Source organism: Stenotrophomonas sp. Bg11-02 (genome assembly GCF_002836635.1).
Lineage (GTDB): Bacteria > Pseudomonadota > Gammaproteobacteria > Xanthomonadales > Xanthomonadaceae > Stenotrophomonas > Stenotrophomonas lacuserhaii.
In genome coordinates, this window is sequence record NZ_PJAY01000044.1 from 21,788 (window position 1) to 41,514 (window position 19,727).

Sequence of the window (19,727 nt, forward strand, 5' to 3'; positions counted from 1 at the left end):
ACAATGTTGCAACCCAAGCGAACCAAATACCGCAAGGTACATAAGGGTCGTAACGACGGCCTGAGCTGGAGCGCCAACGCTGTCAGCTTCGGCGAGTACGGCCTGAAGGCGACCGCCCACGGTCAGCTGACCGCGCGTCAGATCGAAGCGGCCCGCCGCTCGATCAGCCGCTACGTCAAGCGCGGTGGCAAGATGTGGATCCGTGTGTTCCCCGACAAGCCCATCACCAAGAAGCCCATCGAAGTTCGAATGGGTTCGGGTAAGGGCAACGTGGAATACTGGGTGGCCCAGATCCAGCCCGGCCGCATGATCTATGAAATCGAGGGTGTAACCGAAGACGTGGCACGCGAGGCGTTCCGCCTGGCCGCCGCCAAGCTTTCGGTCACCACCACTTTCGTAACCCGGACGGTGCGCTGATGGACCTCAAACAACTCCGTGAAAAGTCGGCTGACGAACTGAAGGCCCACCTGATCGACCTGCGTAAGGAACAGTTCTCTGTCCGTATGCAGCAGGTCACCGGCCAGCTGCCGAAGACTCACGATATCCGCCGGGTCCGGCGCGAGATTGCTCGCACCAAGACCCTGCTCGGCAGCACCAAGTAAGGATGGCCGCTATGAGCGACAATACTGAAAACAAAGCGCTGCGCACGGTCGAAGGCCGTGTCGTCAGCAACAAGATGGACAAGACGGTCACCATCCTGGTGGAACGCCAGGTCAAGCACCCGCTGTACGGCAAGTACATCAAGCGCTCGACCAAGCTGCACGCCCACGATGCCGACAATGCCTGCAACGAAGGCGATGTCGTCCGCGTGACCGAGATTGCTCCGATGTCCAAGACCAAGAACTGGCGCGTGGTGGAAGTCATCACGCGTGCGGCTGAATAAGGAGATCTGACTCATGATCCAGATGCAGAGCTACCTTGACGCCGCGGACAACTCCGGTGCCAAGGAACTGATGTGCATCAAGGTGCTTGGCGGTTCCAAGCGCCGTTATGCCCACATCGGTGACATCATCAAGGTCACCGTGAAGGATGCGATTCCGCGCGGCAAGGTCAAGAAGGGCGAAGTCTACGACGCCGTTGTTGTCCGTACCCGCAAGGGTGTTCGTCGTCCGGACGGTTCGCTGATCCGCTTCGACGGCAACGCGGCTGTCCTGCTGAACAACAAGCAGGAGCCGATCGGCACCCGTATCTTCGGACCGGTGACGCGTGAACTTCGTTCCGAGAAGTTCATGAAGATCGTCTCGCTCGCTCCCGAAGTGCTGTGAGCGACAGGAGATAATCATGGCTAACCGTATCAAGAAGGGCGACCAGGTTGTCGTCACCGCTGGCAAGGACAAGGGCAAGCAGGGCGAAATCGTCCGCGTCGACGGCGACCGTGTGGTCGTCGCCAACGTGAACATCGTCAAGCGCCACACCAAGCCGAATCCGCAGGCAGGCGTTGCCGGCGGCGTGGTCGAGCGTGAAGCGTCGATCCATATCTCCAACGTAAGCGTCGTCAACCCGGCAACGGGCAAGGGCGAGCGCGTTGGCTTCAAGGTGCTGGAGGATGGACGCAAACTGCGTGTGTTCCGCTCCAGCGGTGAGGCGCTCGACGCCTGAGGATGCGCTGATGAATACCCGTCTCGAAAAGTTTTACAAGGAAGAAGTAGTCCCGGCGCTGATGAAGCAGTTCGGCTACAAGAATCCGATGGAAGTGCCGAAGCTGGTCAAAGTCACCCTGAACATGGGTGTCGGTGAAGCAGCGACCAACAAGAAGATCCTGGAAAACGCCGTCGGCGACATGACCAAGATTTCCGGCCAGAAGCCGGTTGTCACCAAGTCGCGTGTGTCGGTTGCGTCGTTCAAGATCCGCGATGGTTGGCCGATCGGCTGCAAGACCACGCTGCGCCGTGAAAAGATGTACGAGTTCATGGACCGCCTGATCAACATCTCGCTGCCGCGCGTGCGCGACTTCCGTGGTGTTTCCGGTCGTTCCTTTGACGGTCGCGGCAACTTCAACATGGGTGTGAAGGAACAGATCATCTTCCCGGAAATCGACTTCGACGCTGTCGACGCGATCCGCGGCATGGATATCGCCATCACCACCACGGCGAAGACCGATGCGGAAGCGAAGGCGCTGCTGGCAGCGTTCAAGTTCCCGTTCCGTAACTGATACGTCGAGGAATATCCGAAATGGCAAAGACCTCCATGGTCAACCGCGACATCAAGCGGAAGAAGCTGGCTGAGAAGTTCGCTGACAAGCGCGCTGCCCTGAAGAAGATCGTGTCCTCCCCGGACGCGTCTTACGAAGAGAAGATCGAAGCCTCCACCAAGTTGTCGAAGCTGCCGCGCGATTCGTCGCCGAGCCGCCACCGCAACCGTTGCGAACTTTCTGGCCGCCCGCGTGGCGTGTACAGCAAGTTCGGCCTGGGCCGCAACAAGCTCCGCGAAGCCACCATGCGTGGTGACGTCCCGGGCCTGCGCAAGGCCAGCTGGTAACAGCTGACCGCCTTGCCTGAACAGGGCAGGGCGGATCCAGGGGAGGCAAGTTCAGCTGCCCTCCAGAAAAAACCAGGGAGCCCGACGCAAGTCGGGCTCTTTTGGCGTATACTCCCGCGTCTCGCTCTGCGCCTGTCGTGGGGGAGTAACAGGGTTCTGGCCCATTCCAGGAACAAAAAACAGAATTCGCGAAAGCGGATATCGGTGCACTCAAAGGTACTCATAATGAGCATGACTGATCCCATCGCCGACCTGCTGGTCCGCATCAAGAATGCGGCAGCGGTTGGCAAGCAGACGGTGAAAGCCCCGTCGTCCAAGATCAAGGTTGCGATCGCCCAGGTCCTGAAGGACGAGGGTTACATCACCGACCTGCGCGTTACCGCGCTCGAGAACAACAAGTCCGAGCTGGAAATCGTGCTGAAGTATTTCGAAGGCAAGCCGGTCATCGCGACCCTGAAGCGCTTCTCGCGTTCGGGCCTGCGCCAGTACCGTGGCAAGAGCGAACTGCCGAAGGTCATGAACGGCCTGGGCATCTCCATCATTTCCACCTCCAAGGGCATCATGACTGATGCGCAGGCGCGCCAGTTGGGCGTCGGCGGCGAAGTCCTGTGCTTCGTGGCCTAAGGCGAAAGGAGTAAGACATGTCCCGTGTAGCCAAGAAGCCGATCGACCTGGGTAAGGTCGAACTGAACGTCCAGAACGACAACGTCACCGCCAAGGGCCCGAAGGGCACCCTGTCGCTGGCCAAGCCGGCTGGTATCGCAATCAATGTCGAGAACGGCGTTGCCACCCTGAGCACCGAAGACGCAGCCCTCGTGCCGCTGACCGGTACCGTCCGCGCGATCCTGGCCAACATGGTCAAGGGCGTCACCGAAGGCTTCGAGCGCAAGCTGGAGCTGGTCGGCGTCGGTTACCGTGCGTCGATGCAGGGCAAGGACCTGAGCCTGGCGCTCGGTTTCTCGCACCCGGTGCTGTACGTGGCGCCGGAAGGCATCACCATCACCACCCCGACCCAGACCGAGATCCTGGTCCAGGGCGCGGACAAGCAGATCGTCGGTGAAGTCGCCGCCAAGATCCGTGCGTTCCGCAAGCCGGAACCGTACAAGGGCAAGGGCGTGAAGTACTCCGACGAAGTCATCATTCGCAAGGAAGCCAAGAAGGCGTAAGCGCGAGTCCCTGGCAAGAGCCCGCACCTCCGTGTGCGGACTCCTCAGGGAGAAGCCTGACCTTCAGCTTTCCAGGACAAATAATCATGAACAAGAACATCGCCCGTCTGCGTCGTGCCAAGTCGACCCGCGCCCACATCCGTGTGCTCGGCGTCGCCCGTCTGTCGGTGCTGCGCACCGGTCAGCACCTGTACGCGCAGGTCTTCACTGCCGACGGCTCGAAGGTGCTGGCTGCCGCCAACACCACCCAGGCCGACGTCAAGGATGGCCTGAAGAGCGGCAAGAACGCCGAAGCCGCCGCCAAGGTGGGTCGCATCGTTGCCGAGCGCGCCAAGGCCGCTGGTATCGAGAAGGTTGCCTTCGACCGTTCGGGTTACCGTTACCACGGCCGCATCAAGGCCCTGGCTGACGCTGCCCGCGAAGCCGGCCTGCAGTTCTAAGGGACAAGGAAAGGAGCCTCCGGGCTCCTTTCCGCCTGCTCGCCGGCCAGAGGGTGGCCGGACGCTGTCGTTCTTCTGCAACGACATGACGGAACAACGCACCACTTCACAACCATAAGCGGCCCTGAGCCGTACATACCCAATCAACCAAGGAATAGAAATGGCAGAAGAACGTCAGCAGCGGGGTCGCGATCGCGACCGTAACCGCGAAGAGAAAGTCGACGACGGCATGATCGAGAAGCTGGTCGCGGTCAACCGCGTCAGCAAGACCGTCAAGGGCGGTCGCCAGTTCACCTTCACCGCACTGACCGTGGTCGGCGATGGCGAAGGCAAGGTCGGTTTCGGTTATGGCAAGGCGCGCGAAGTGCCGGTCGCCATCCAGAAGTCGATGGAACAGGCTCGCAAGAACCAGGTCACCGTCGATCTGAACAACGGCACCCTGTGGCACACGGTCAAGGACGGTCACGGCGCAGCCCGTGTGTTCATGCAGCCGGCCTCGGAAGGTACCGGCGTGATCGCCGGCGGCGCCATGCGTGCCGTCCTGGAAGCAGTCGGCGTGAAGAACGTGCTGGCCAAGGCCACCGGTTCGCGCAACCCGATCAACCTGGTGCGTGCCACCGTGAAGGGCCTGGCTGCCACGCAGTCGCCGGCCCGCATCGCGGCCAAGCGCGGCAAGAAGGTAGAGGATCTGAACCATGGCTAATGAAACCGGCAAGACCGTCAAGGTGCGCCTGGTGCGCGGCCTTCGTGGTTCCCAGTCGCTGCACCGCCTGTCGGTCCGCGCCCTGGGCCTGAGCAAGCTCAACGATGTGCGTGAACTGAAGGACAGCCCGCAGGTTCGCGGCCTGATCAACAAGGTTCACTACCTCGTCAAGGTTGAGGAATAATCCAATGACCATGCATCTGAATGACCTGAGCCCGGCACCGGGCGCCCGTACCGCACGCACCCGCGTCGGTCGTGGCATCGGCTCCGGCCTGGGCAAGACCTGCGGCCGCGGCCACAAGGGTTCGTTCGCCCGTAAGGGGGGCGGCAAGATCAAGGCCGGCTTCGAAGGCGGCCAGACCCCCATGCAGCGTCGTCTGCCGAAGATCGGCTTCAATTCGCCGATCGCCAAGGACACCGCTGAAGTGCTGCTGTACCAGCTGGACAAGCTGCCGGCCGGCGAAATCACCTTCGCCATCCTGCGTGAAGCCAAGCTGGTCCCGAGCATTGCCAAGCGGGCCAAGATCGTCGTCAAGGGCGAACTGACCAAGGCGTACACCCTGAAGGGCATCGTTGCCACGGCTGGTGCCAAGGCTGCGATCGAAGCTGCCGGCGGCAGCGTAACGGAGTAATAGCATCATGGCGCAAGCTGGCATCGGTAACCTCGCGGGTGGAATGGGCAAGTTCACTGAACTTCGCCAACGTCTGCTGTTCGTGGTCGGGGCTTTGATCGTCTATCGGATCGGCTGCTATGTGCCGGTCCCGGGCGTCAATCCCGATGCCATGCTTGCCATGATGGAACAGCAGGGCGGCGGCATCGTGGACATGTTCAACATGTTCTCGGGCGGCGCCCTGCACCGTTTCTCGATCTTCGCGCTGAACGTCATGCCGTACATTTCGGCATCGATCGTGATGCAGCTGGCGGTCCACATCTTCCCGGCGCTGAAGGCGCTGCAGAAGGAAGGTGAATCCGGACGCCGCAAGATCACCCAATATTCCCGCATCGGCGCCGTGTTGCTGGCGGTGGTGCAGGGCGGCAGCATCGCGCTGGCGCTGCAGAACCAGGTCTCGCCCGGTGGCGCGGCCGTGGTGTATGCGCCGGGCATGGGCTTCGTGCTCACGGCCATCATCGCGCTGACCGCCGGTACGATCTTCCTGATGTGGGTCGGCGAGCAGGTCACCGAGCGCGGTATCGGCAACGGTGTGTCGCTGATCATCTTCGCCGGCATCGTCGCCGGTCTGCCGGGCGCGATCATCCACACCTTCGACGCCTACCGTGATGGCAACATCCAGTTCATCCAGTTGCTGCTGATCGCGCTGGTGGTGCTGGCCTTCACCTTCTTCGTGGTGTTCGTCGAGCGCGGCCAGCGCCGCATCACGGTGAATTACGCGCGTCGCCAGGGTGGCCGCAACGCGTACATGAACCAGACCTCGTTCCTGCCGCTGAAGCTCAACATGGCCGGCGTGATCCCCGCGATCTTCGCCTCCAGCCTGCTGGCCTTCCCGGCAACGCTGGCGATGTGGTCCGGCCAAGCCGCCAACCAGAGCACCACCGGCCAGTGGCTGCAGAAGATCGCCAATGCGCTGGGCCCGGGCGAGCCGCTGCACATGATCGTGTTCGCTGGCCTGATCACCGGTTTCGCGTTCTTCTATACCGCGCTGGTGTTCAACTCGCAGGAAACCGCCGACAACCTGAAGAAGTCGGGCGCGCTGATTCCGGGCATCCGTCCGGGCAAGGCGACCGCTGATTACATCGACGGCGTGCTGACCCGCCTGACCGCAGCCGGTTCGGCCTACCTGGTGATCGTCTGCCTGCTGCCGGAACTGATGCGCACGCAGCTGAATGCTTCGTTCTACTTCGGCGGCACCTCGCTGCTGATCGTGGTGGTGGTGGTGATGGACTTCATCGCCCAGGTGCAGGCGCACCTGATGTCGCACCAGTACGAGAGCCTGCTGAAGAAGGCAAACCTGAAGGGCGGCAACCGCGGCGGTTTTGCGCGCGGCTGATCTCCCTGTTACACTATCGTCTTCCTGATGTGATGGTCCTCCGCTTCGCGGACTCGGCTATCCAAAGAAGGGCGGCCCCCGCAGCGGTTCCGGGTGGGGGTGAGATCTGGTGGTCCTGCGCAGGAGTAGCGCGGGCGGCCACGGCAGCAGTCCCCCGGGATTGCCGCCGCGACCAACCTGATCCGGCGCCGGAGCCTGGGCACACTCCCCGGGCCAAGGTTCATGAAGCCTTCGTGGTTTCACGGACTTTCCAGTAAACCGGAACCTGTTCGTTTGTTGGTTAACATTTTTGATCCATCCTGCCGGATTTGCGCGCCTTCATGGTGCGCTGTCGGCCATCACTCAGCTGGAGAACCGCGTCATGGCGCGTATTGCAGGCGTCAACCTGCCAGCCCAGAAGCATGTCTGGGTCGGGTTGCAAAGCATTTACGGCATCGGCCGTACCCGTTCGAAGAAGGTCTGCGAAGTCGCAGGCGTTGCTTCGACCACCAAGATCCGCGATCTGTCGGAGCCGGAAATCGAGCGTCTGCGTTCGGAAGTCGGCAAGTACATCGTTGAAGGTGATCTGCGCCGTGAAATCGGCATCGCGATCAAGCGCCTGATGGACCTGGGCTGCTACCGCGGTCTGCGTCATCGTCGCGGTCTCCCGCTGCGTGGCCAGCGTACCCGTACCAACGCCCGCACCCGCAAGGGTCCGCGCAAGGCGATCAGGAAGTAAGGGACACATAAATGGCTAAGCCCGCTGCTAAGACCAAGAAGAAGATCAAGCGCGTCATCACTGATGGCGTCGCCCACGTCCACGCTTCTTTCAACAACACCATCGTGACCATCACCGACCGCCAGGGTAATGCCCTGTCGTGGGCGACCTCCGGTGGCGCCGGCTTCCGCGGTTCGCGCAAGTCGACTCCGTTCGCTGCCCAGGTTGCCGCCGAAAAGGCCGGCCGTGCTGCGCTCGACTACGGCGTGAAGTCGCTGGAAGTCCGCATCAAGGGCCCGGGTCCGGGTCGTGAGTCCGCCGTTCGTTCGCTGAACAACGTCGGTTACAAGATCACCAACATCATCGACGTGACGCCAATCCCGCACAACGGGTGCCGTCCGCCGAAGAAGCGTCGCGTCTAAGGGAGCGATAAGAAATGGCTCGTTATATCGGTCCTACCTGTAAGCTCGCCCGCCGCGAAGGCGCCGACCTTTCCCTTAAGAGCCCGGCGCGTGCGCTGGACTCCAAGTGCAAGCTGGAGCAGAAGCCCGGCCAGCACGGCGCCACTGCCCGCAAGGGCAAGCTGTCCGACTACGCCACCCAGCTGCGTGAAAAGCAGAAGGTCAAGCGTATCTACGGCCTGCTGGAGCGTCAGTTCCGCAACTACTACAAGAAGGCCTCGACCAAGAAGGGCAACACCGGCGAGAACCTGCTGCAGCTGCTGGAAACCCGTCTGGACAACGTCGTCTATCGCATGGGCTTCGCTGTGACCCGTCCGGCTGCGCGTCAGCTGGTCTCGCACCGCGGTGTCACCGTCAACGGCAAGTCGGTCAACCTGGCTTCGTACCAGATCAAGGCCGGCGACGCGGTTGCACTGTCCGAAAAGGCTGCCAAGCAGCTGCGCGTTCAGGAAGCCCTGACCGTTTCGGCCACGCACGACATGCGTCCGTCGTGGATTGAAGTGGATTCCGGCAAGTTCGCCGGCGTCTTCAAGGCGGTTCCGGATCGTTCGGACCTGCCTGCAGACATCAATGAAGCGCTGATCGTCGAGCTGTATTCGAAGTAATTCACATTGGAGAGCCCCCGGCGACGGCCGGGGGTTCACTAGGAGAACCCGCAACATGACGGTTACCGCCAACCAGGTTCTGCGTCCTCGTGGCCCGCAGATCGAACGCCTTACCGACACACGCGCCAAGGTCGTTATCGAACCCTTGGAGCGTGGTTATGGGCACACGCTGGGCAACGCCCTGCGTCGCGTCCTGCTGTCGTCCATCCCGGGCTTCGCGATCACGGAAGTCGAAATCGACGGCGTGTTGCATGAGTACACCACGGTCGAAGGTCTGCAGGAGGACGTGCTTGAAGTCCTGCTCAACCTGAAGGACGTGGCCATCCGTATGCATACCGGCGACAGCGCCACCCTGTCCCTGTCCAAGCAGGGTCCGGGCGTCGTTACCGCTGCCGACATCAAGGTCGATCACAACGTGGAGGTCCTCAACGGCGACCACGTGATCTGCAACCTGACCAAGGATACGGCAGTCAACATGCGTCTGAAGATCGAACGTGGTTTCGGCTACCAGCCGGCTGCCGCGCGTCGTCGTCCGGACGAAGAAACGCGTGCCATCGGCCGCCTGGTCCTGGATGCCTCGTTCTCGCCGGTCCGCCGTGTCGCCTATGCCGTGGAAGCGGCACGTGTCGAACAGCGTACCGACCTGGACAAGCTGGTCATCGATATCGAGACCAACGGCACCATCGACGCCGAAGAAGCCGTGCGCACCGCCGCCGACATCCTCAGCGACCAGCTGTCGGTGTTCGGTGACTTCACCCACCGCGACCGCGGTGCAGCCAAGCCGGCCAACAACGGCGTGGATCCGGTGCTGCTGCGCCCGATCGACGACCTGGAGCTGACCGTGCGTTCGGCCAACTGCCTGAAGGCGGAAAGCATCTATTACATCGGCGATCTGATCCAGAAGACCGAAGTGGAGCTGCTGAAGACCCCGAACCTGGGCAAGAAGTCGCTCACCGAAATCAAGGAAGTGCTGGCCCAGCGTGGCCTGTCACTCGGCATGAAGCTGGAGAACTGGCCGCCGGCCGGTGTCGCCAGCCACGGCATGCTGGGCTGATACCTGCTTCTGCAGTACCGCGAAAGGCTCCACCGGCGACGGTGGGGCCTTCGCACAAACCGACGGACGAAACGTCCGCGGACAGGCCGACCAGGACGGGCGGCCAGGACCATCCGCAGTCCGAATTCAGCGCCATGACGGCGACAACGATCCCCAAAGCCTCAATCTTGCAAAGGAATCACCACCATGCGTCACCAGAAATCCGGCCGTAAGTTCAGCCGCACCAGCGCCCACCGCGAAGCGATGTTCAAGAACATGGCTGCCTCGCTGTTCAAGCACGAGCTGATCAAGACCACCCTGCCGAAGGCCAAGGAACTGCGCCGCGTCGCCGAGCCGCTGATCACCCTGGCCAAGGTCGACTCCGTCGCCAACCGTCGTCTGGCCTTCGCCCGCCTGCGTGACAACGAAGCCGTCGGCAACCTGTTCACCATCCTCGGCCCGCGTTACGCGTCGCGTCCGGGTGGCTACCTGCGTCTGCTGAAGTGCGGTTTCCGCGCCGGCGACAATGCGCCGATGGCCTACGTCGAGCTGGTCGACCGTCCGGCTGCCGTTGCCGAGGAAGTGGCCGAGTAATCGGATCGTTTCCTGATTTACCGTCAGAAGCCCGGCCTCGCGCCGGGCTTTTGCGTTGGCAGGCGGCGATATTCCGACCGGCGCGGCGCGCGGCGGTTCGAACGGCGGCGCCGGTCGGTTACCCTTGGCACCTGTCTGGCTAGAGTCGCCCTATGAATCCGTTCCGTTGGCCGTTCCGCGCCCAGTTCCTGCTGGGTTTCCTGATCTGTGCGGGTCTGCTCGGCTACGCCATCTTCCTGCAGTTGCAGATGGGGCTGGAGCCGTGCCCGCTGTGTATTTTCCAGCGCATCGCCTTCGCCGCGCTGGGCCTGCTGTTCCTGATCGGTGCGCTGCACGGGCCGTCCAACCGCCCCGGCCGGGTCACCTATGGGGTACTGGCCTTCATCGCGGCCGGCGTGGGGATCGGCATCGCGGCACGGCACGTGTACGTGCAGATGATCCCGCCGGAGTTCGGCGCCACCTGCGGCCCGCCGCTGGCCTTCCTCAGCGAAACCATGGGGCCCTTCGAAGTGTTCCGCACGGTGCTTACCGGCACCGGCAACTGCGGCAACATCGACTGGACCTTCCTGGGCCTGACGATGCCGATGTGGTCGCTGGCGTGGTTCGCTCTGCTGGCGGCCTGGGCGTTGCTGGTATCGTTTCGCCGCACGCGCTGATCGTGCCTGCTGTAGTTGTTCCGCCGAGCATGGCTCGGCGCTACCCTGAACGTTCTGGAGTTCGCCATGTCGTCCGTTGATTCCCTGCCCACCGTCGACTGGTCACCGGACAGCTGGCGCGGCAAGACCGCACTGCAGATGCCCACCTACCCGGATCCAGTGGCGCTGGATGCCGCACTGCATGAGCTGAAGCGGCTGCCGCCGCTGGTGACCTCGTGGGAGATCGTCGCACTGAAACAGCAGCTGGCCGACGCCCAGGAGGGGCGCCGTTTCCTGCTGCAGGGCGGTGACTGCGCGGAGAACTTCAGCGACTGCGAGTCGGGCATGATCTCCAACCGGCTGAAGGTGCTGCTGCAGATGAGCCTGGTGCTGGTGCACGGCCTGCGCAAGCCGGTGATCCGCGTGGGGCGCTTCGCCGGCCAGTACGCCAAGCCGCGTTCTGCCGATACCGAAACGCGCGACGGGGTGACCTTGCCGAGCTACCGCGGCGATGTGGTCAACGCGCCGGCCTTCACCGAAGCGGCACGCCTGCCTGATCCGAAGCGGATGCTGCAGGCGCATGCCCATTCGGCGATGACGATGAACTTCGTGCGCGCGCTCATCGACGGCGGCTTCGCCGACCTGCATCACCCGGAATACTGGAACCTGGAGTGGGTGCGGCATTCGCCGCTGGCCGTGGAGTACCAGAAGATGGTGACCTCGATCGAAGACTCGATCGGCTTCATGGAAACCATTTCCGGGTCGCGCGTGCACAACCTCAAGCGCGTCGACTTCTACACCTCGCATGAGGCGCTGCTGCTGCCCTACGAGCAGGGCCTGACCCGCCAGGTGCCGCGCCAGCAGGGCTGGCTGAACCTGAGCACGCACTACCCGTGGATCGGCATGCGCACCGCGGCGCTGGACGGCGCTCACGTGGAATACCTGCGTGGCGTGCGCAACCCGATCGCGATCAAGGTCGGGCCGTCGGTGCAGCCGGACCAGTTGCTGCGCCTGATCGACGTGCTGAACCCGGACGACGAGCCGGGCCGCCTGAGCTTCATCCACCGCATGGGCGCGGCGCAGATCGCCGACAAGCTGCCACCGCTGCTGGATGCGGTGAAGCGCGACGGGCGTCGCGTGCTGTGGGTCTGCGATGCGATGCATGGCAACACCGAAAGCACCGGCAACGGCTACAAGACGCGTCGCTTCGACAATATCCGCGGTGAGGTGGAGCTGTCCTTCGACCTGCATGCCGCAGCGGGCACGCGACTGGGTGGCGTGCACCTGGAGATGACCGGCGAGGATGTGACCGAGTGCACCGGCGGCGCACGCGAGCTCACCGAGCGCGACCTGGAACGAGCGTATCGATCCAGCGTGGATCCGCGACTGAACTACGAGCAGTCGCTGGAAATCGCCATGGCGATCGTGCGCAAGCAGGCAGGCTGACCCTGACCGCTGACGCTGACCCGCTGTTTACGAACGGCTGACACCGCGATCATGGCCTTTGCGACACGCTGATCCTTTCGCGTGGTCGTGGAGGTGCAAGGGTGATGCAGTGGCAACAGGTGCAGGCTTACGTGGTACCGCTTGGCATTGCACTGGCAGTCGGTGCGCTGGGGGCGTGGGTCATCCTGGCGCTGTATCGTCGCCTGGCCGGCAGGGACCGGCGGCGCGCACGTATCGGCCGGATGCTGGGTCCGCCGCTGGCGCTGGCCTTCCCGCTGTTCCTGATGGTTCCGGCGCTGGAGGCCACGCCCCTGCGCGGTGGCTGGCTGGAACAGGCACAGCGCGTCGCACACATCGGCTTGACCGCCTGCTTCATCTGGCTGCTGGTACGCGCGGTCGCTGCAGGTGAAAAAGCCATCCTGCGCAACCATCCCATCGAAGTTGCCGACAACCTCGAAGCCCGTCGCATCCAGACCCAGACCCGCGTCCTCAGCCGCGTGCTGATGGGCGGCATCATCATCCTCGGTGCCTCGCTGGTGCTGCTGCAGTTCGAGATGGTGGCCAAGATCGGCTCGGCGCTGCTGGCTTCGGCAGGCCTGATCGGCCTGGTCGCCGGTATTGCCGCCAAGCCGGTGTTCGGCAACCTGATCGCCGGCATGCAGATCGCGGTGACCCAGCCGATCCGGCTGGACGACGTGGTGATCGTGGAAGGGGAGTGGGGGCGCATCGAGGAGATCGGCAGCAGTTACGTCGTGGTCCGCATCTGGGACGAACGACGGATGGTGGTGCCGCTGACCTGGTTCATCGAAAACCCGTTCCAGAACTGGACCCGGCGCAGCGCCGATCTGCTGGGAACCGCCTTCCTGTGGTTGGACTACCGCGCGCCGATTCCCGCGATACGGGCAGAGCTTGAGCGCATCTGCAAGGACGCCCCGCTATGGGATGGACGGGTCTGCGTCACCCAGGTCACCGAGACCACCGAACACACCCTGCAGGTACGCCTGCTGGTCAGTGCGCGCAACTCCGGCGACGCCTTCGACCTGCGCTGCCTGGTACGTGAACGCATGCTGGATTTCCTGGCGCGTGAGCATCCGCAGGCGCTGCCGCGGCTGCGCGCGCAGATGGAAGAGGGGGCCGACATGCCGCGTCACCGCGTGGCGGCGGCGCCCGAAGCGGATGTCCGTTCTCCCGGTGCGGAAGATGGCGAGCCCGCAGTGGGTTAGCCGCGCCATGCGCGGCGGCGTCAGCCCGGTAGCGCCGAGCCATGCTCGGCGGCATGTCGACGATCCAGCCGACCTGCAGCGGCTATAACGGCGGCGGGCGGCGCGCCATGGTCCGCTGTTCGTAGGCGTACCCCAGCTCGATCAGGCGCGGTTCGGTCCAGGCGGTGCCCATGAACAGCAGCCCCACCGGCAGGCCATCCACATGGCCCATCGGCACGCTCAGGCTGGGGTAGCCGGCAACGGCGGCGGCACTGTAACTGCCGCCGGGAAAGGCATCGCCGCCGCTGCGGGTGATGGGCCATGCGATACCGGTGGTCGGCGCTACCAGCGCGTCCAGCTGGTGCGCGCGCAGCAAGGCATCGATGCCCTGCTCACCGGCCATCCGGCGCGCTTGGCTGCGCGCCTGGATATAGCCTGCATCGCCCAGCGTGCCGGCCTGTGCTGATGCTTCCAGCAGTTCCTGGCCGAACAGCGGCAGTTCCTGGGCGGCGTGTTCGGTATTGAAGGCGATGATCTGCGGCAGTGTGCGCAGCGGCGCCTTCCAGCGCCGCAGGTAGCGTTCCAGGCCGGCCTTGAACTCAAAACGCAGCACGGTCTGCTCGGCGTCGGCCCACTGGCTTTCCTCCAGCGCCGGCACCCTCACCACGGTTGCACCGGCCCGGCGCAGTTCGTCCAGGGCGTGCTGCATCAGCGTGTCGATGCCGGGGCGCTGGGTCAGTGGGCTGTCCAGCACGCCGATCCGCGCGCCGCGCAGGCCATCGGGGTTCAGCCGCGCGGTGTAGTCGTATACCGCTCGTCCCGGCATCGTCGCCGTGGCCGGATCGGCGTCATCGCGTCCGGCGATGGCAGTCAGCACTGCGGCGGCGTCGGCCACCGTGCGGGTGATCGGGCCGGGCGTATCCTGGCTGAAGGAGATCGGGATGATGCCATCCCGGCTGACCAGGCCCACGGTGGGCTTCAGGCCGACCACCCCGTTGACGGCGGCCGGGCAGACGATGCTGCCATCGGTTTCGGTCCCGATCGAGACCGCGGCCAGGTTAGCGGACACCGCCACCGCGCTGCCACTGCTGGAGCCGCAGGGGCTGTAGCCGGGTCGATACGGGTTGCGGGTCTGGCCGCCGCGTGCGCTCCACCCGGAAGTGGAGTCCTCGCCGCGATAGTTGGCCCATTCACTCAGGTTGGCTTTGCCGAGGATCACCGCGCCGGCTTCGCGCAGGCGCCGCACCAGGAAGGCATCGTCCGGCCGGAAACCGGCCAATGCCAGCGAACCGGCCGTGGTGCTCATGGGCGCGGCGTTGATGTTGTCCTTGAGCAGCACCGGGATGCCATGCAGGGGGCCGCGCAGGCGGCCGCTGCGGCGCTCCTGGTCGCGTTGGGCGGCATCCTTCAGCGCATCCGGGTTGAGCTCGATGACCGCGCGCAGGCGCGGCCCCGCACGGTCCAGCGCGGCGATCCGCTCCAGATAGGCACGGGTGAGGGTGCGGCTGGTCAGTTCCCCGGCCAGCATGCGTGCCTGCAGGTCGGCGACTTCGGCTTCGGCATAGGCGAAAGGTGCCGCGGCTGCCGCAGCGGGATGCGCCGTGGGCGCTCGTGGTGGCGCCGCAGACAGGCCGCCCGGGCACGCCAACAGCACCGCGGCGAGCACGGTGGACAGGCGGAAACAGGGGGGCAGCTTCGGGACGATGCGCATGAGGGGCGGCCTGGTCACCGGCCCAGTGTATCGCGGGGTCGTCAGGGTTTGCGCTTGAGGATGTCGCGTGCGAGCACGTAGACCACCAGCAGGTTGATCACCAGCACGGTCCAGGAGGCCCAGCCGGGATGGCGGGCAATGGCGTACACATCGAAGGGCAGGTAGATGCCGGCTGACACGCAGCCCAGCCACGACGCCCAGGCCTTGGCGCGCCACAGGCCCCAGGCTTCCACCAGGTGCAGCACCGCGTAGGCGAGCATCGCCGCCGCCGCCAGGTGCACGGCATCGGGACTGATCATGTTGAGCAGCGAGGGCAGGGCGCCGTGATCCGGGTCCAGGCTGAAACGCCGGATCAGGGCACTGATTCCATCGCGTAGTGGCTGCGGACCGAGCAGTTCCAGCCCGGTCGCCGCCAGCAGTGCAAGCACCGCCTTGCCCGTTTCGAGCAAGGCGATGACATGCAGCCCCGGATGCCGTTTCGGATCCGGGTTGTAAGCGGTCTGGCTCACGGGTCGGCTCAGCCGCCGCGCGAGGCCTTCTTGCGATCGCTTTCGGTCAGCCCCTTCTTGCGCAGGCGGATTTCCTTCGGCGTGATCTCGACCAGTTCGTCGTCTTCGATGAAGTCCAGGGCCTGCTCCAGCGAGTACTTGATCGCCGGGGTCAGCTGGATCGCATCGTCCTTGCCGGAAGCGCGCATGTTGGTCAGCGGCTTGGTCTTGATCGCGTTGACGGTCAGGTCGTTGTCCTTGGAATGGATACCGATCAGCTGGCCTTCGTACACGTTGTCGCCTTCGGCAGCGAACAGCTTGCCGCGTTCCTGCAGCGGTCCCAGCGAGTAGGCGGGGGTGGCGCCCGGCGCATTGGCGATCATCACGCCGTTCTGGCGCTTGGCGATGCTGCCCTGTTCCTTCGGACCGTAATGGTCGAAGACGTGGAACAGCAGGCCCGAGCCCTGGGTCAGGGTCTTGAACTCGTTCTGGAAGCCGATCAGGCCACGCGCCGGAATCTGGTATTCCAGGCGCACGCGGCCCTTGCCGTCCGGCTCCATGTTCTTCAGCTGGCCCTTGCGGGTGCCCAGCTTTTCCATGACGCCGCCCTGGTGCTGTTCTTCGATGTCCACCACCAGCTGTTCGATCGGCTCCATGGCCTGGCCGTCGATCTGCTTGATGATCACTTCCGGGCGCGACACGGCCAGCTCGTAGCCTTCGCGACGCATGTTCTCGATCAGCACCGACAGGTGCAGCTCGCCACGGCCGGAGACCAGGAACTTGTCGGCGTCTTCCAGCTGTTCCACCTTCAGGGCCACGTTGTGGACCTGCTCGCGGTCCAGGCGGTCCTTGATCTGGCGGCTGGTCAGGAACTTGCCACCGGACAGGTCCTTGTTGCCGGCGAACGGCGAATTGTTGACCTGGAAGGTCATCGAGATCGTCGGTTCATCGACGGTCAGCGCCGGCAGCGCTTCCGGGGTATCCGGATGGCACAGGGTGTCGGAGATGGTCAGCTCGGCGATGCCGGAGATGGCGACGATGTCGCCGGCTTCGGCGGTGTCCTGCTCGATGCGCTCCAGGCCCAGGAAGCCCAGCACCTGGGCGACCTTGCCGTTGCGCTTCTTGCCTTCACGGTCGATCACCGCGACCTGCATGTTCTTCTTCAGGGTGCCGCGCTGGATGCGGCCGATGCCGATCACGCCCACGAAGTTGTTGTAGTCCAGCTGGCTGATGCGCATCTGGAACGGGCCGTCCGGATCCACTTCCGGCTTCGGCGCGTGCTGCATGATGGCTTCGTACAGCGGGGTCATGTCGCCGTCGCGCACGCTGTCTTCCAGGCCGGCATAGCCGTTCAGGGCCGAAGCGTAGACGATCGGGAAATCAAGCTGCTCATTGGTGGCGCCGAGCTTGTCGAACAGGTCGAAGACCTGGTCGATCACCCAGTCCGGACGCGAGCCCGGACGGTCGACCTTGTTGACCACCACGATCGGCTTGAAGCCCATCGCGAAGGCTTTCTGGGTCACGAAGCGGGTCTGCGGCATCGGGCCGTCCATCGCGTCGACGAGGATCAGCACGGTGTCGACCATCGACAGCACGCGCTCCACTTCGCCGCCGAAGTCGGCGTGTCCGGGGGTATCGACGATGTTGATCCGGTTCTTGATACCGGTCTTCTTGTCTTCCCAGGTGATGGCCGTGTTCTTGGCCAGGATGGTGATGCCGCGTTCCTTTTCCTGATCGTTGCTGTCCATCACGCGCTCGGCGAGGACGGTGCGCTCGGACAGGGTGCCGGACTGCTTCAGCAGCTGATCGACCAGGGTGGTCTTACCATGGTCGACGTGCGCGACGATGGCGATGTTGCGAAGATTTTCGATGGACATGCGAAAGGGGGCCAGTCGGCGCCGGATTTGGAAAAAGAAGTCCATCATCATACCGCGATCTGGCCGTTTCGCGAAAACCTTGTTTCAGGCGCGGGCAGATGCCCATTCAGGTGGAAGCGCAGCGCCTTCGTTTCCACGGTGGGCCGGGGTCGGGGCAGGCCACACAGGACACGCCGTGAACCCCTCCATGGGGGCTTCAGTTCGGCTCCTGCCTCACAGAGTCCTGTGTGGCCTGCCCCGACCCCGCCTGGGAGTCCCCGTGCCCGGCGGCAGCAGCCCGCCGCGGTCGACCGCCCTTGCCCTTGCTCTTCCTTCCCCCACAGCAGCGGCCATCTGTCTGGCGGGGTGGGAGGGGGCGGTGCGGGGCCGTTAGAGCCGCATGGATGCGGCGACGAGCCTACAAGGATGTATTCACGGCGTGCCCCGCACCGCCCCCTCCCACCCCGCCACACAAGGCAGAACCGCTGCAGAACCTTCAACGATCGTCGTACCCGCGCCCTGAACATCACGGGTGTAAACTAGGGAGCTAGACCTTTCCAACCCGAATTCCTGAGGATCCGCATGTCCCTGATCGCCACTTTCGACACCACCCAGGGCCCGATCAAGGTCGAGCTGTTCGCCGACAAGGCACCGCTGACCGTGGCCAACTTCGTGAACCTCGTCCAGCACAAGTTCTACGACGGCCTGGTGTTCCACCGCGTGATCCCGGACTTCATGATCCAGGGCGGCTGCCCCAAGGGCCAGGGCACCGGCGGCCCGGGCTACAAGTTCGAAGACGAAAAGAATGGTGTGAAGCACCAGGTGGGTTCGCTGTCGATGGCCAACGCCGGCCCGAACACCAATGGCAGCCAGTTCTTCATCACCCACATCAAGACCGACTGGCTGGACGGCAAGCACACCGTGTTCGGCCAGGTCCTGGAAGGCCAGGCCATCGTCGATTCGGTCAAGCAGGGCGACGTGATCCATTCGATCACCCTGGAAGGCGACACCGACGCCGTGCTGGCCGCCCAGGCCGAGCGCGTGGCGGAATGGAACAAGCTCATTCCCAGCGCCTGATTCCTTCCCGACGGCCCCCTGTGAAGGGGGCCGTTTTCATGTTCCGGCCGCCCTGCCAGGCCTGTCTCCGCCCGCGCGGCCGTCTCCCACATCGCTACTTAGCTTCTTAGCAGAGGAAATCCCCATGAAAGCACCCGTTCGTGTTGCCGTGACCGGCGCTGCCGGCCAGATCGGCTATGCCCTGCTGTTCCGCATCGCCTCCGGCGAGATGCTCGGCAAGGACCAGCCGGTCATCCTGCAGCTGCTTGAGCTGCCGATGGAAAAGGCCCAGGCCGCGCTGAAGGGCGTGATCATGGAACTGGAAGACTGCGCCTTCCCGCTGCTGGCCGGCATCGTCGGGACCGACAACGCCGAAGTGGCCTTCAAGGACGTCGACGTGGCCCTGCTGGTCGGCGCCCGTCCGCGCGGCCCGGGCATGGAGCGCGCCGATCTGCTGCAGGCCAACGCAGAGATCTTCACCGCCCAGGGCGCGGCGCTGAACAAGGTCGCCAAGCGTGACGTCAAGGTGCTGGTGGTCGGCAATCCGGCCAACACCAATGCCTACATCGCGATGAAGTCGGCGCCGGACCTGAACCCGCGCAACTTCACCGCCATGCTGCGCCTGGACCACAACCGCGCGCTGAGCCAGCTGTCGACCAAGCTGGGCAAGCCGGTCGCCGGCATGGAAAAGCTGGTCGTGTGGGGCAACCACAGCCCGACCATGTACCCGGATTACCGCTTCGCCACCGCGGATGGCGCGTCCATCGCCGAGGCCATCAACGACCAGGACTGGAACGCCGGCACCTTCATCCCGACCGTGGGCAAGCGCGGGGCGGCGATCATCGAAGCCCGCGGTTCGTCCTCGGCCGCGTCGGCTGCCAACGCCGCCATCGACCACGTCCGTGACTGGGTGCTGGGCAGCAACGGCAAGTGGCTGACCATGGGCGTGCCGTCCGACGGTTCCTACGGCATTCCGGAAGGCGTGATCTTCGGCTTCCCGGTCACCACCGAAAATGGCGAGTACACCCTGGTCAAGGACCTGCCGATCGACGAGTTCAGCCAGAAGTACATCGACAAGACCCTGGCCGAGCTGGAAGACGAGCGTGCGGCCGTAGCGCACCTGCTGGGCCGGTCGCTGATACACATCTC

Annotated in this window: 27 protein-coding genes; 24 read left to right on the forward strand and 3 right to left on the reverse strand. The window is 64.2% G+C overall.

The genetic code is table 11. The features are described 5' to 3' along the window. The first annotated feature begins 3 nt into the window (after window positions 1-3). The 22 genes from rplP to CXG43_RS02845 all read left to right on the forward strand — a co-directional run bounded on the left by rplP (window position 4) and on the right by CXG43_RS02845 (window position 13,488). A complete protein-coding gene (gene rplP / locus CXG43_RS02740) occupies window positions 4-417 on the forward strand; it encodes a 50S ribosomal protein L16 (RefSeq protein WP_042614224.1) in 414 nt (137 codons plus the stop codon). Continuing rightward, the gene (gene rpmC, locus CXG43_RS02745) at window positions 417-602 is read left to right on the forward strand and encodes a 50S ribosomal protein L29 (RefSeq protein WP_101098576.1); all 186 of its coding nucleotides are present in this window, start codon (window positions 417-419) and stop codon (window positions 600-602) included. The genes rplP and rpmC overlap by 1 nt, the downstream gene beginning before the upstream one ends. Window positions 603-613: 11 nt before the next feature. Then, entirely contained in the window at window positions 614-883 is a 270-nt protein-coding gene (gene rpsQ, locus CXG43_RS02750; RefSeq protein ID WP_042614222.1) for a 30S ribosomal protein S17, read from the forward strand. A 13-nt stretch (window positions 884-896) separates the two neighbouring features. Further along, window positions 897-1,265 carry a 50S ribosomal protein L14 gene (gene rplN / locus CXG43_RS02755; RefSeq protein ID WP_042614221.1) on the forward strand — a complete coding sequence of 123 codons (369 nt, stop codon included), beginning with the start codon at window positions 897-899 and terminating at the stop codon, window positions 1,263-1,265. 16 nt (window positions 1,266-1,281) lie between these two features. Next, window positions 1,282-1,599: a 50S ribosomal protein L24 gene (gene rplX, locus CXG43_RS02760; protein ID WP_042614220.1), complete on the forward strand. Its 318-nt coding sequence runs from the start codon at window positions 1,282-1,284 to the stop codon at window positions 1,597-1,599. A 10-nt stretch (window positions 1,600-1,609) separates the two neighbouring features. Further along, complete coding sequence (rplE, locus tag CXG43_RS02765) at window positions 1,610-2,152, forward strand: 50S ribosomal protein L5 (RefSeq protein ID WP_042614219.1); 543 nt, start codon at window positions 1,610-1,612, stop codon at window positions 2,150-2,152. A gap of 20 nt (window positions 2,153-2,172) precedes the next feature. Next, window positions 2,173-2,478, forward strand: coding sequence for a 30S ribosomal protein S14 (gene rpsN / locus CXG43_RS02770; protein WP_042614218.1), 306 nt, complete (start codon window positions 2,173-2,175; stop codon window positions 2,476-2,478). Window positions 2,479-2,703: 225 nt separating this feature from the next. Further along, complete coding sequence (gene rpsH, locus CXG43_RS02775; protein WP_004145387.1) at window positions 2,704-3,102, forward strand: 30S ribosomal protein S8; 399 nt, start codon at window positions 2,704-2,706, stop codon at window positions 3,100-3,102. A gap of 17 nt (window positions 3,103-3,119) precedes the next feature. Next, the gene (rplF, locus tag CXG43_RS02780; RefSeq protein WP_101098577.1) at window positions 3,120-3,644 is read left to right on the forward strand and encodes a 50S ribosomal protein L6; all 525 of its coding nucleotides are present in this window, start codon (window positions 3,120-3,122) and stop codon (window positions 3,642-3,644) included. 80 nt (window positions 3,645-3,724) lie between these two features. Then, window positions 3,725-4,084, forward strand: a complete 360-nt coding sequence (gene rplR / locus CXG43_RS02785) for a 50S ribosomal protein L18 (RefSeq protein ID WP_182657547.1) — start codon at window positions 3,725-3,727, stop codon at window positions 4,082-4,084. Between the two features lie 160 nt (window positions 4,085-4,244). Next, a complete protein-coding gene (gene rpsE / locus CXG43_RS02790; protein WP_042614215.1) occupies window positions 4,245-4,787 on the forward strand; it encodes a 30S ribosomal protein S5 in 543 nt (180 codons plus the stop codon). After that, the gene (rpmD, locus tag CXG43_RS02795; RefSeq protein WP_042614214.1) at window positions 4,780-4,971 is read left to right on the forward strand and encodes a 50S ribosomal protein L30; all 192 of its coding nucleotides are present in this window, start codon (window positions 4,780-4,782) and stop codon (window positions 4,969-4,971) included. Before rpsE ends, rpmD begins: the two co-directional genes overlap by 8 nt. 4 nt (window positions 4,972-4,975) lie before the next feature. After that, a complete protein-coding gene (gene rplO / locus CXG43_RS02800; RefSeq protein WP_042614213.1) occupies window positions 4,976-5,419 on the forward strand; it encodes a 50S ribosomal protein L15 in 444 nt (147 codons plus the stop codon). 7 nt (window positions 5,420-5,426) lie between these two features. Then, window positions 5,427-6,794, forward strand: a complete 1,368-nt coding sequence (gene secY, locus CXG43_RS02805; protein ID WP_042614212.1) for a preprotein translocase subunit SecY — start codon at window positions 5,427-5,429, stop codon at window positions 6,792-6,794. 361 nt (window positions 6,795-7,155) lie between these two features. Continuing rightward, window positions 7,156-7,512, forward strand: coding sequence for a 30S ribosomal protein S13 (gene rpsM, locus CXG43_RS02810; RefSeq protein WP_042614233.1), 357 nt, complete (start codon window positions 7,156-7,158; stop codon window positions 7,510-7,512). Between the two features lie 11 nt (window positions 7,513-7,523). Then, entirely contained in the window at window positions 7,524-7,913 is a 390-nt protein-coding gene (rpsK, locus tag CXG43_RS02815; protein WP_042614211.1) for a 30S ribosomal protein S11, read from the forward strand. Between the two features lie 14 nt (window positions 7,914-7,927). Beyond that, a complete protein-coding gene (gene rpsD / locus CXG43_RS02820; RefSeq protein ID WP_042614210.1) occupies window positions 7,928-8,557 on the forward strand; it encodes a 30S ribosomal protein S4 in 630 nt (209 codons plus the stop codon). A gap of 55 nt (window positions 8,558-8,612) precedes the next feature. Then, the gene (rpoA, locus tag CXG43_RS02825) at window positions 8,613-9,611 is read left to right on the forward strand and encodes a DNA-directed RNA polymerase subunit alpha (protein ID WP_042614209.1); all 999 of its coding nucleotides are present in this window, start codon (window positions 8,613-8,615) and stop codon (window positions 9,609-9,611) included. A gap of 186 nt (window positions 9,612-9,797) precedes the next feature. Beyond that, window positions 9,798-10,184 (forward strand): 50S ribosomal protein L17, encoded by a 387-nt coding sequence (rplQ, locus tag CXG43_RS02830; protein WP_042614208.1) that lies wholly within the window; start codon window positions 9,798-9,800, stop codon window positions 10,182-10,184. Window positions 10,185-10,336: 152 nt separating this feature from the next. Beyond that, on the forward strand, window positions 10,337-10,840 hold the full coding sequence (locus CXG43_RS02835; protein ID WP_042614207.1) for a disulfide bond formation protein B: 504 nt from the start codon (window positions 10,337-10,339) through the stop codon (window positions 10,838-10,840). Window positions 10,841-10,906: 66 nt separating this feature from the next. Continuing rightward, window positions 10,907-12,265: a 3-deoxy-7-phosphoheptulonate synthase class II gene (locus CXG43_RS02840; protein ID WP_101098578.1), complete on the forward strand. Its 1,359-nt coding sequence runs from the start codon at window positions 10,907-10,909 to the stop codon at window positions 12,263-12,265. A 104-nt stretch (window positions 12,266-12,369) separates the two neighbouring features. Next, entirely contained in the window at window positions 12,370-13,488 is a 1,119-nt protein-coding gene (locus CXG43_RS02845; RefSeq protein ID WP_101098579.1) for a mechanosensitive ion channel domain-containing protein, read from the forward strand. Window positions 13,489-13,570: 82 nt separating this feature from the next. On the opposite strand, the gene CXG43_RS02850 is transcribed toward CXG43_RS02845, so the two are convergent. Genes CXG43_RS02850 through typA form a run of 3 tightly spaced genes read right to left on the reverse strand, consistent with a single transcriptional unit; the run spans window position 13,571 to window position 17,543 of the window. After that, the gene (locus CXG43_RS02850; protein ID WP_101098581.1) at window positions 13,571-15,172 is read right to left on the reverse strand and encodes an amidase; all 1,602 of its coding nucleotides are present in this window, start codon (window positions 15,170-15,172) and stop codon (window positions 13,571-13,573) included. Between the two features lie 47 nt (window positions 15,173-15,219). Next, the gene (locus CXG43_RS02855) at window positions 15,220-15,687 is read right to left on the reverse strand and encodes a DUF2127 domain-containing protein (RefSeq protein ID WP_042614204.1); all 468 of its coding nucleotides are present in this window, start codon (window positions 15,685-15,687) and stop codon (window positions 15,220-15,222) included. Window positions 15,688-15,695: 8 nt separating this feature from the next. After that, window positions 15,696-17,543, reverse strand: a complete 1,848-nt coding sequence (typA, locus tag CXG43_RS02860) for a translational GTPase TypA (RefSeq protein ID WP_042614231.1) — start codon at window positions 17,541-17,543, stop codon at window positions 15,696-15,698. 561 nt (window positions 17,544-18,104) lie between these two features. Here typA and CXG43_RS02865 point away from each other — a divergent pair. Together CXG43_RS02865 and CXG43_RS02870 are read left to right on the forward strand one after the other, a co-directional pair. Further along, entirely contained in the window at window positions 18,105-18,599 is a 495-nt protein-coding gene (locus tag CXG43_RS02865; RefSeq protein ID WP_101098580.1) for a peptidylprolyl isomerase, read from the forward strand. 124 nt (window positions 18,600-18,723) lie between these two features. Then, the coding region (locus CXG43_RS02870) for a malate dehydrogenase (protein WP_101098582.1) at window positions 18,724-19,727 on the forward strand (1,004 nt) is incomplete at its 3' end.

Coding starts and splice junctions, on each gene's coding strand:
- CXG43_RS02845 (WP_101098579.1), top strand. CDS start 12,370: ATGCAGTGGCAACAGGTGCAGGCTTACGTGGTACCGCTTGGCATTGCA.
- rpsH (WP_004145387.1), top strand. CDS start 2,704: ATGAGCATGACTGATCCCATCGCCGACCTGCTGGTCCGCATCAAGAAT.
- rplO (WP_042614213.1), top strand. CDS start 4,976: ATGACCATGCATCTGAATGACCTGAGCCCGGCACCGGGCGCCCGTACC.
- rpoA (WP_042614209.1), top strand. CDS start 8,613: ATGACGGTTACCGCCAACCAGGTTCTGCGTCCTCGTGGCCCGCAGATC.
- secY (WP_042614212.1), top strand. CDS start 5,427: ATGGCGCAAGCTGGCATCGGTAACCTCGCGGGTGGAATGGGCAAGTTC.
- rpsQ (WP_042614222.1), top strand. CDS start 614: ATGAGCGACAATACTGAAAACAAAGCGCTGCGCACGGTCGAAGGCCGT.
- typA (WP_042614231.1), bottom strand. CDS start 17,543: ATGTCCATCGAAAATCTTCGCAACATCGCCATCGTCGCGCACGTCGAC.
- rplN (WP_042614221.1), top strand. CDS start 897: ATGATCCAGATGCAGAGCTACCTTGACGCCGCGGACAACTCCGGTGCC.
- rplQ (WP_042614208.1), top strand. CDS start 9,798: ATGCGTCACCAGAAATCCGGCCGTAAGTTCAGCCGCACCAGCGCCCAC.
- rplX (WP_042614220.1), top strand. CDS start 1,282: ATGGCTAACCGTATCAAGAAGGGCGACCAGGTTGTCGTCACCGCTGGC.
- rplF (WP_101098577.1), top strand. CDS start 3,120: ATGTCCCGTGTAGCCAAGAAGCCGATCGACCTGGGTAAGGTCGAACTG.
- rpsN (WP_042614218.1), top strand. CDS start 2,173: ATGGCAAAGACCTCCATGGTCAACCGCGACATCAAGCGGAAGAAGCTG.
- rpsE (WP_042614215.1), top strand. CDS start 4,245: ATGGCAGAAGAACGTCAGCAGCGGGGTCGCGATCGCGACCGTAACCGC.
- rplP (WP_042614224.1), top strand. CDS start 4: ATGTTGCAACCCAAGCGAACCAAATACCGCAAGGTACATAAGGGTCGT.
- rpsK (WP_042614211.1), top strand. CDS start 7,524: ATGGCTAAGCCCGCTGCTAAGACCAAGAAGAAGATCAAGCGCGTCATC.
- CXG43_RS02835 (WP_042614207.1), top strand. CDS start 10,337: ATGAATCCGTTCCGTTGGCCGTTCCGCGCCCAGTTCCTGCTGGGTTTC.
- rplE (WP_042614219.1), top strand. CDS start 1,610: ATGAATACCCGTCTCGAAAAGTTTTACAAGGAAGAAGTAGTCCCGGCG.
- rpsD (WP_042614210.1), top strand. CDS start 7,928: ATGGCTCGTTATATCGGTCCTACCTGTAAGCTCGCCCGCCGCGAAGGC.
- CXG43_RS02865 (WP_101098580.1), top strand. CDS start 18,105: ATGTCCCTGATCGCCACTTTCGACACCACCCAGGGCCCGATCAAGGTC.
- rpsM (WP_042614233.1), top strand. CDS start 7,156: ATGGCGCGTATTGCAGGCGTCAACCTGCCAGCCCAGAAGCATGTCTGG.
- rpmC (WP_101098576.1), top strand. CDS start 417: ATGGACCTCAAACAACTCCGTGAAAAGTCGGCTGACGAACTGAAGGCC.
- rpmD (WP_042614214.1), top strand. CDS start 4,780: ATGGCTAATGAAACCGGCAAGACCGTCAAGGTGCGCCTGGTGCGCGGC.
- CXG43_RS02840 (WP_101098578.1), top strand. CDS start 10,907: ATGTCGTCCGTTGATTCCCTGCCCACCGTCGACTGGTCACCGGACAGC.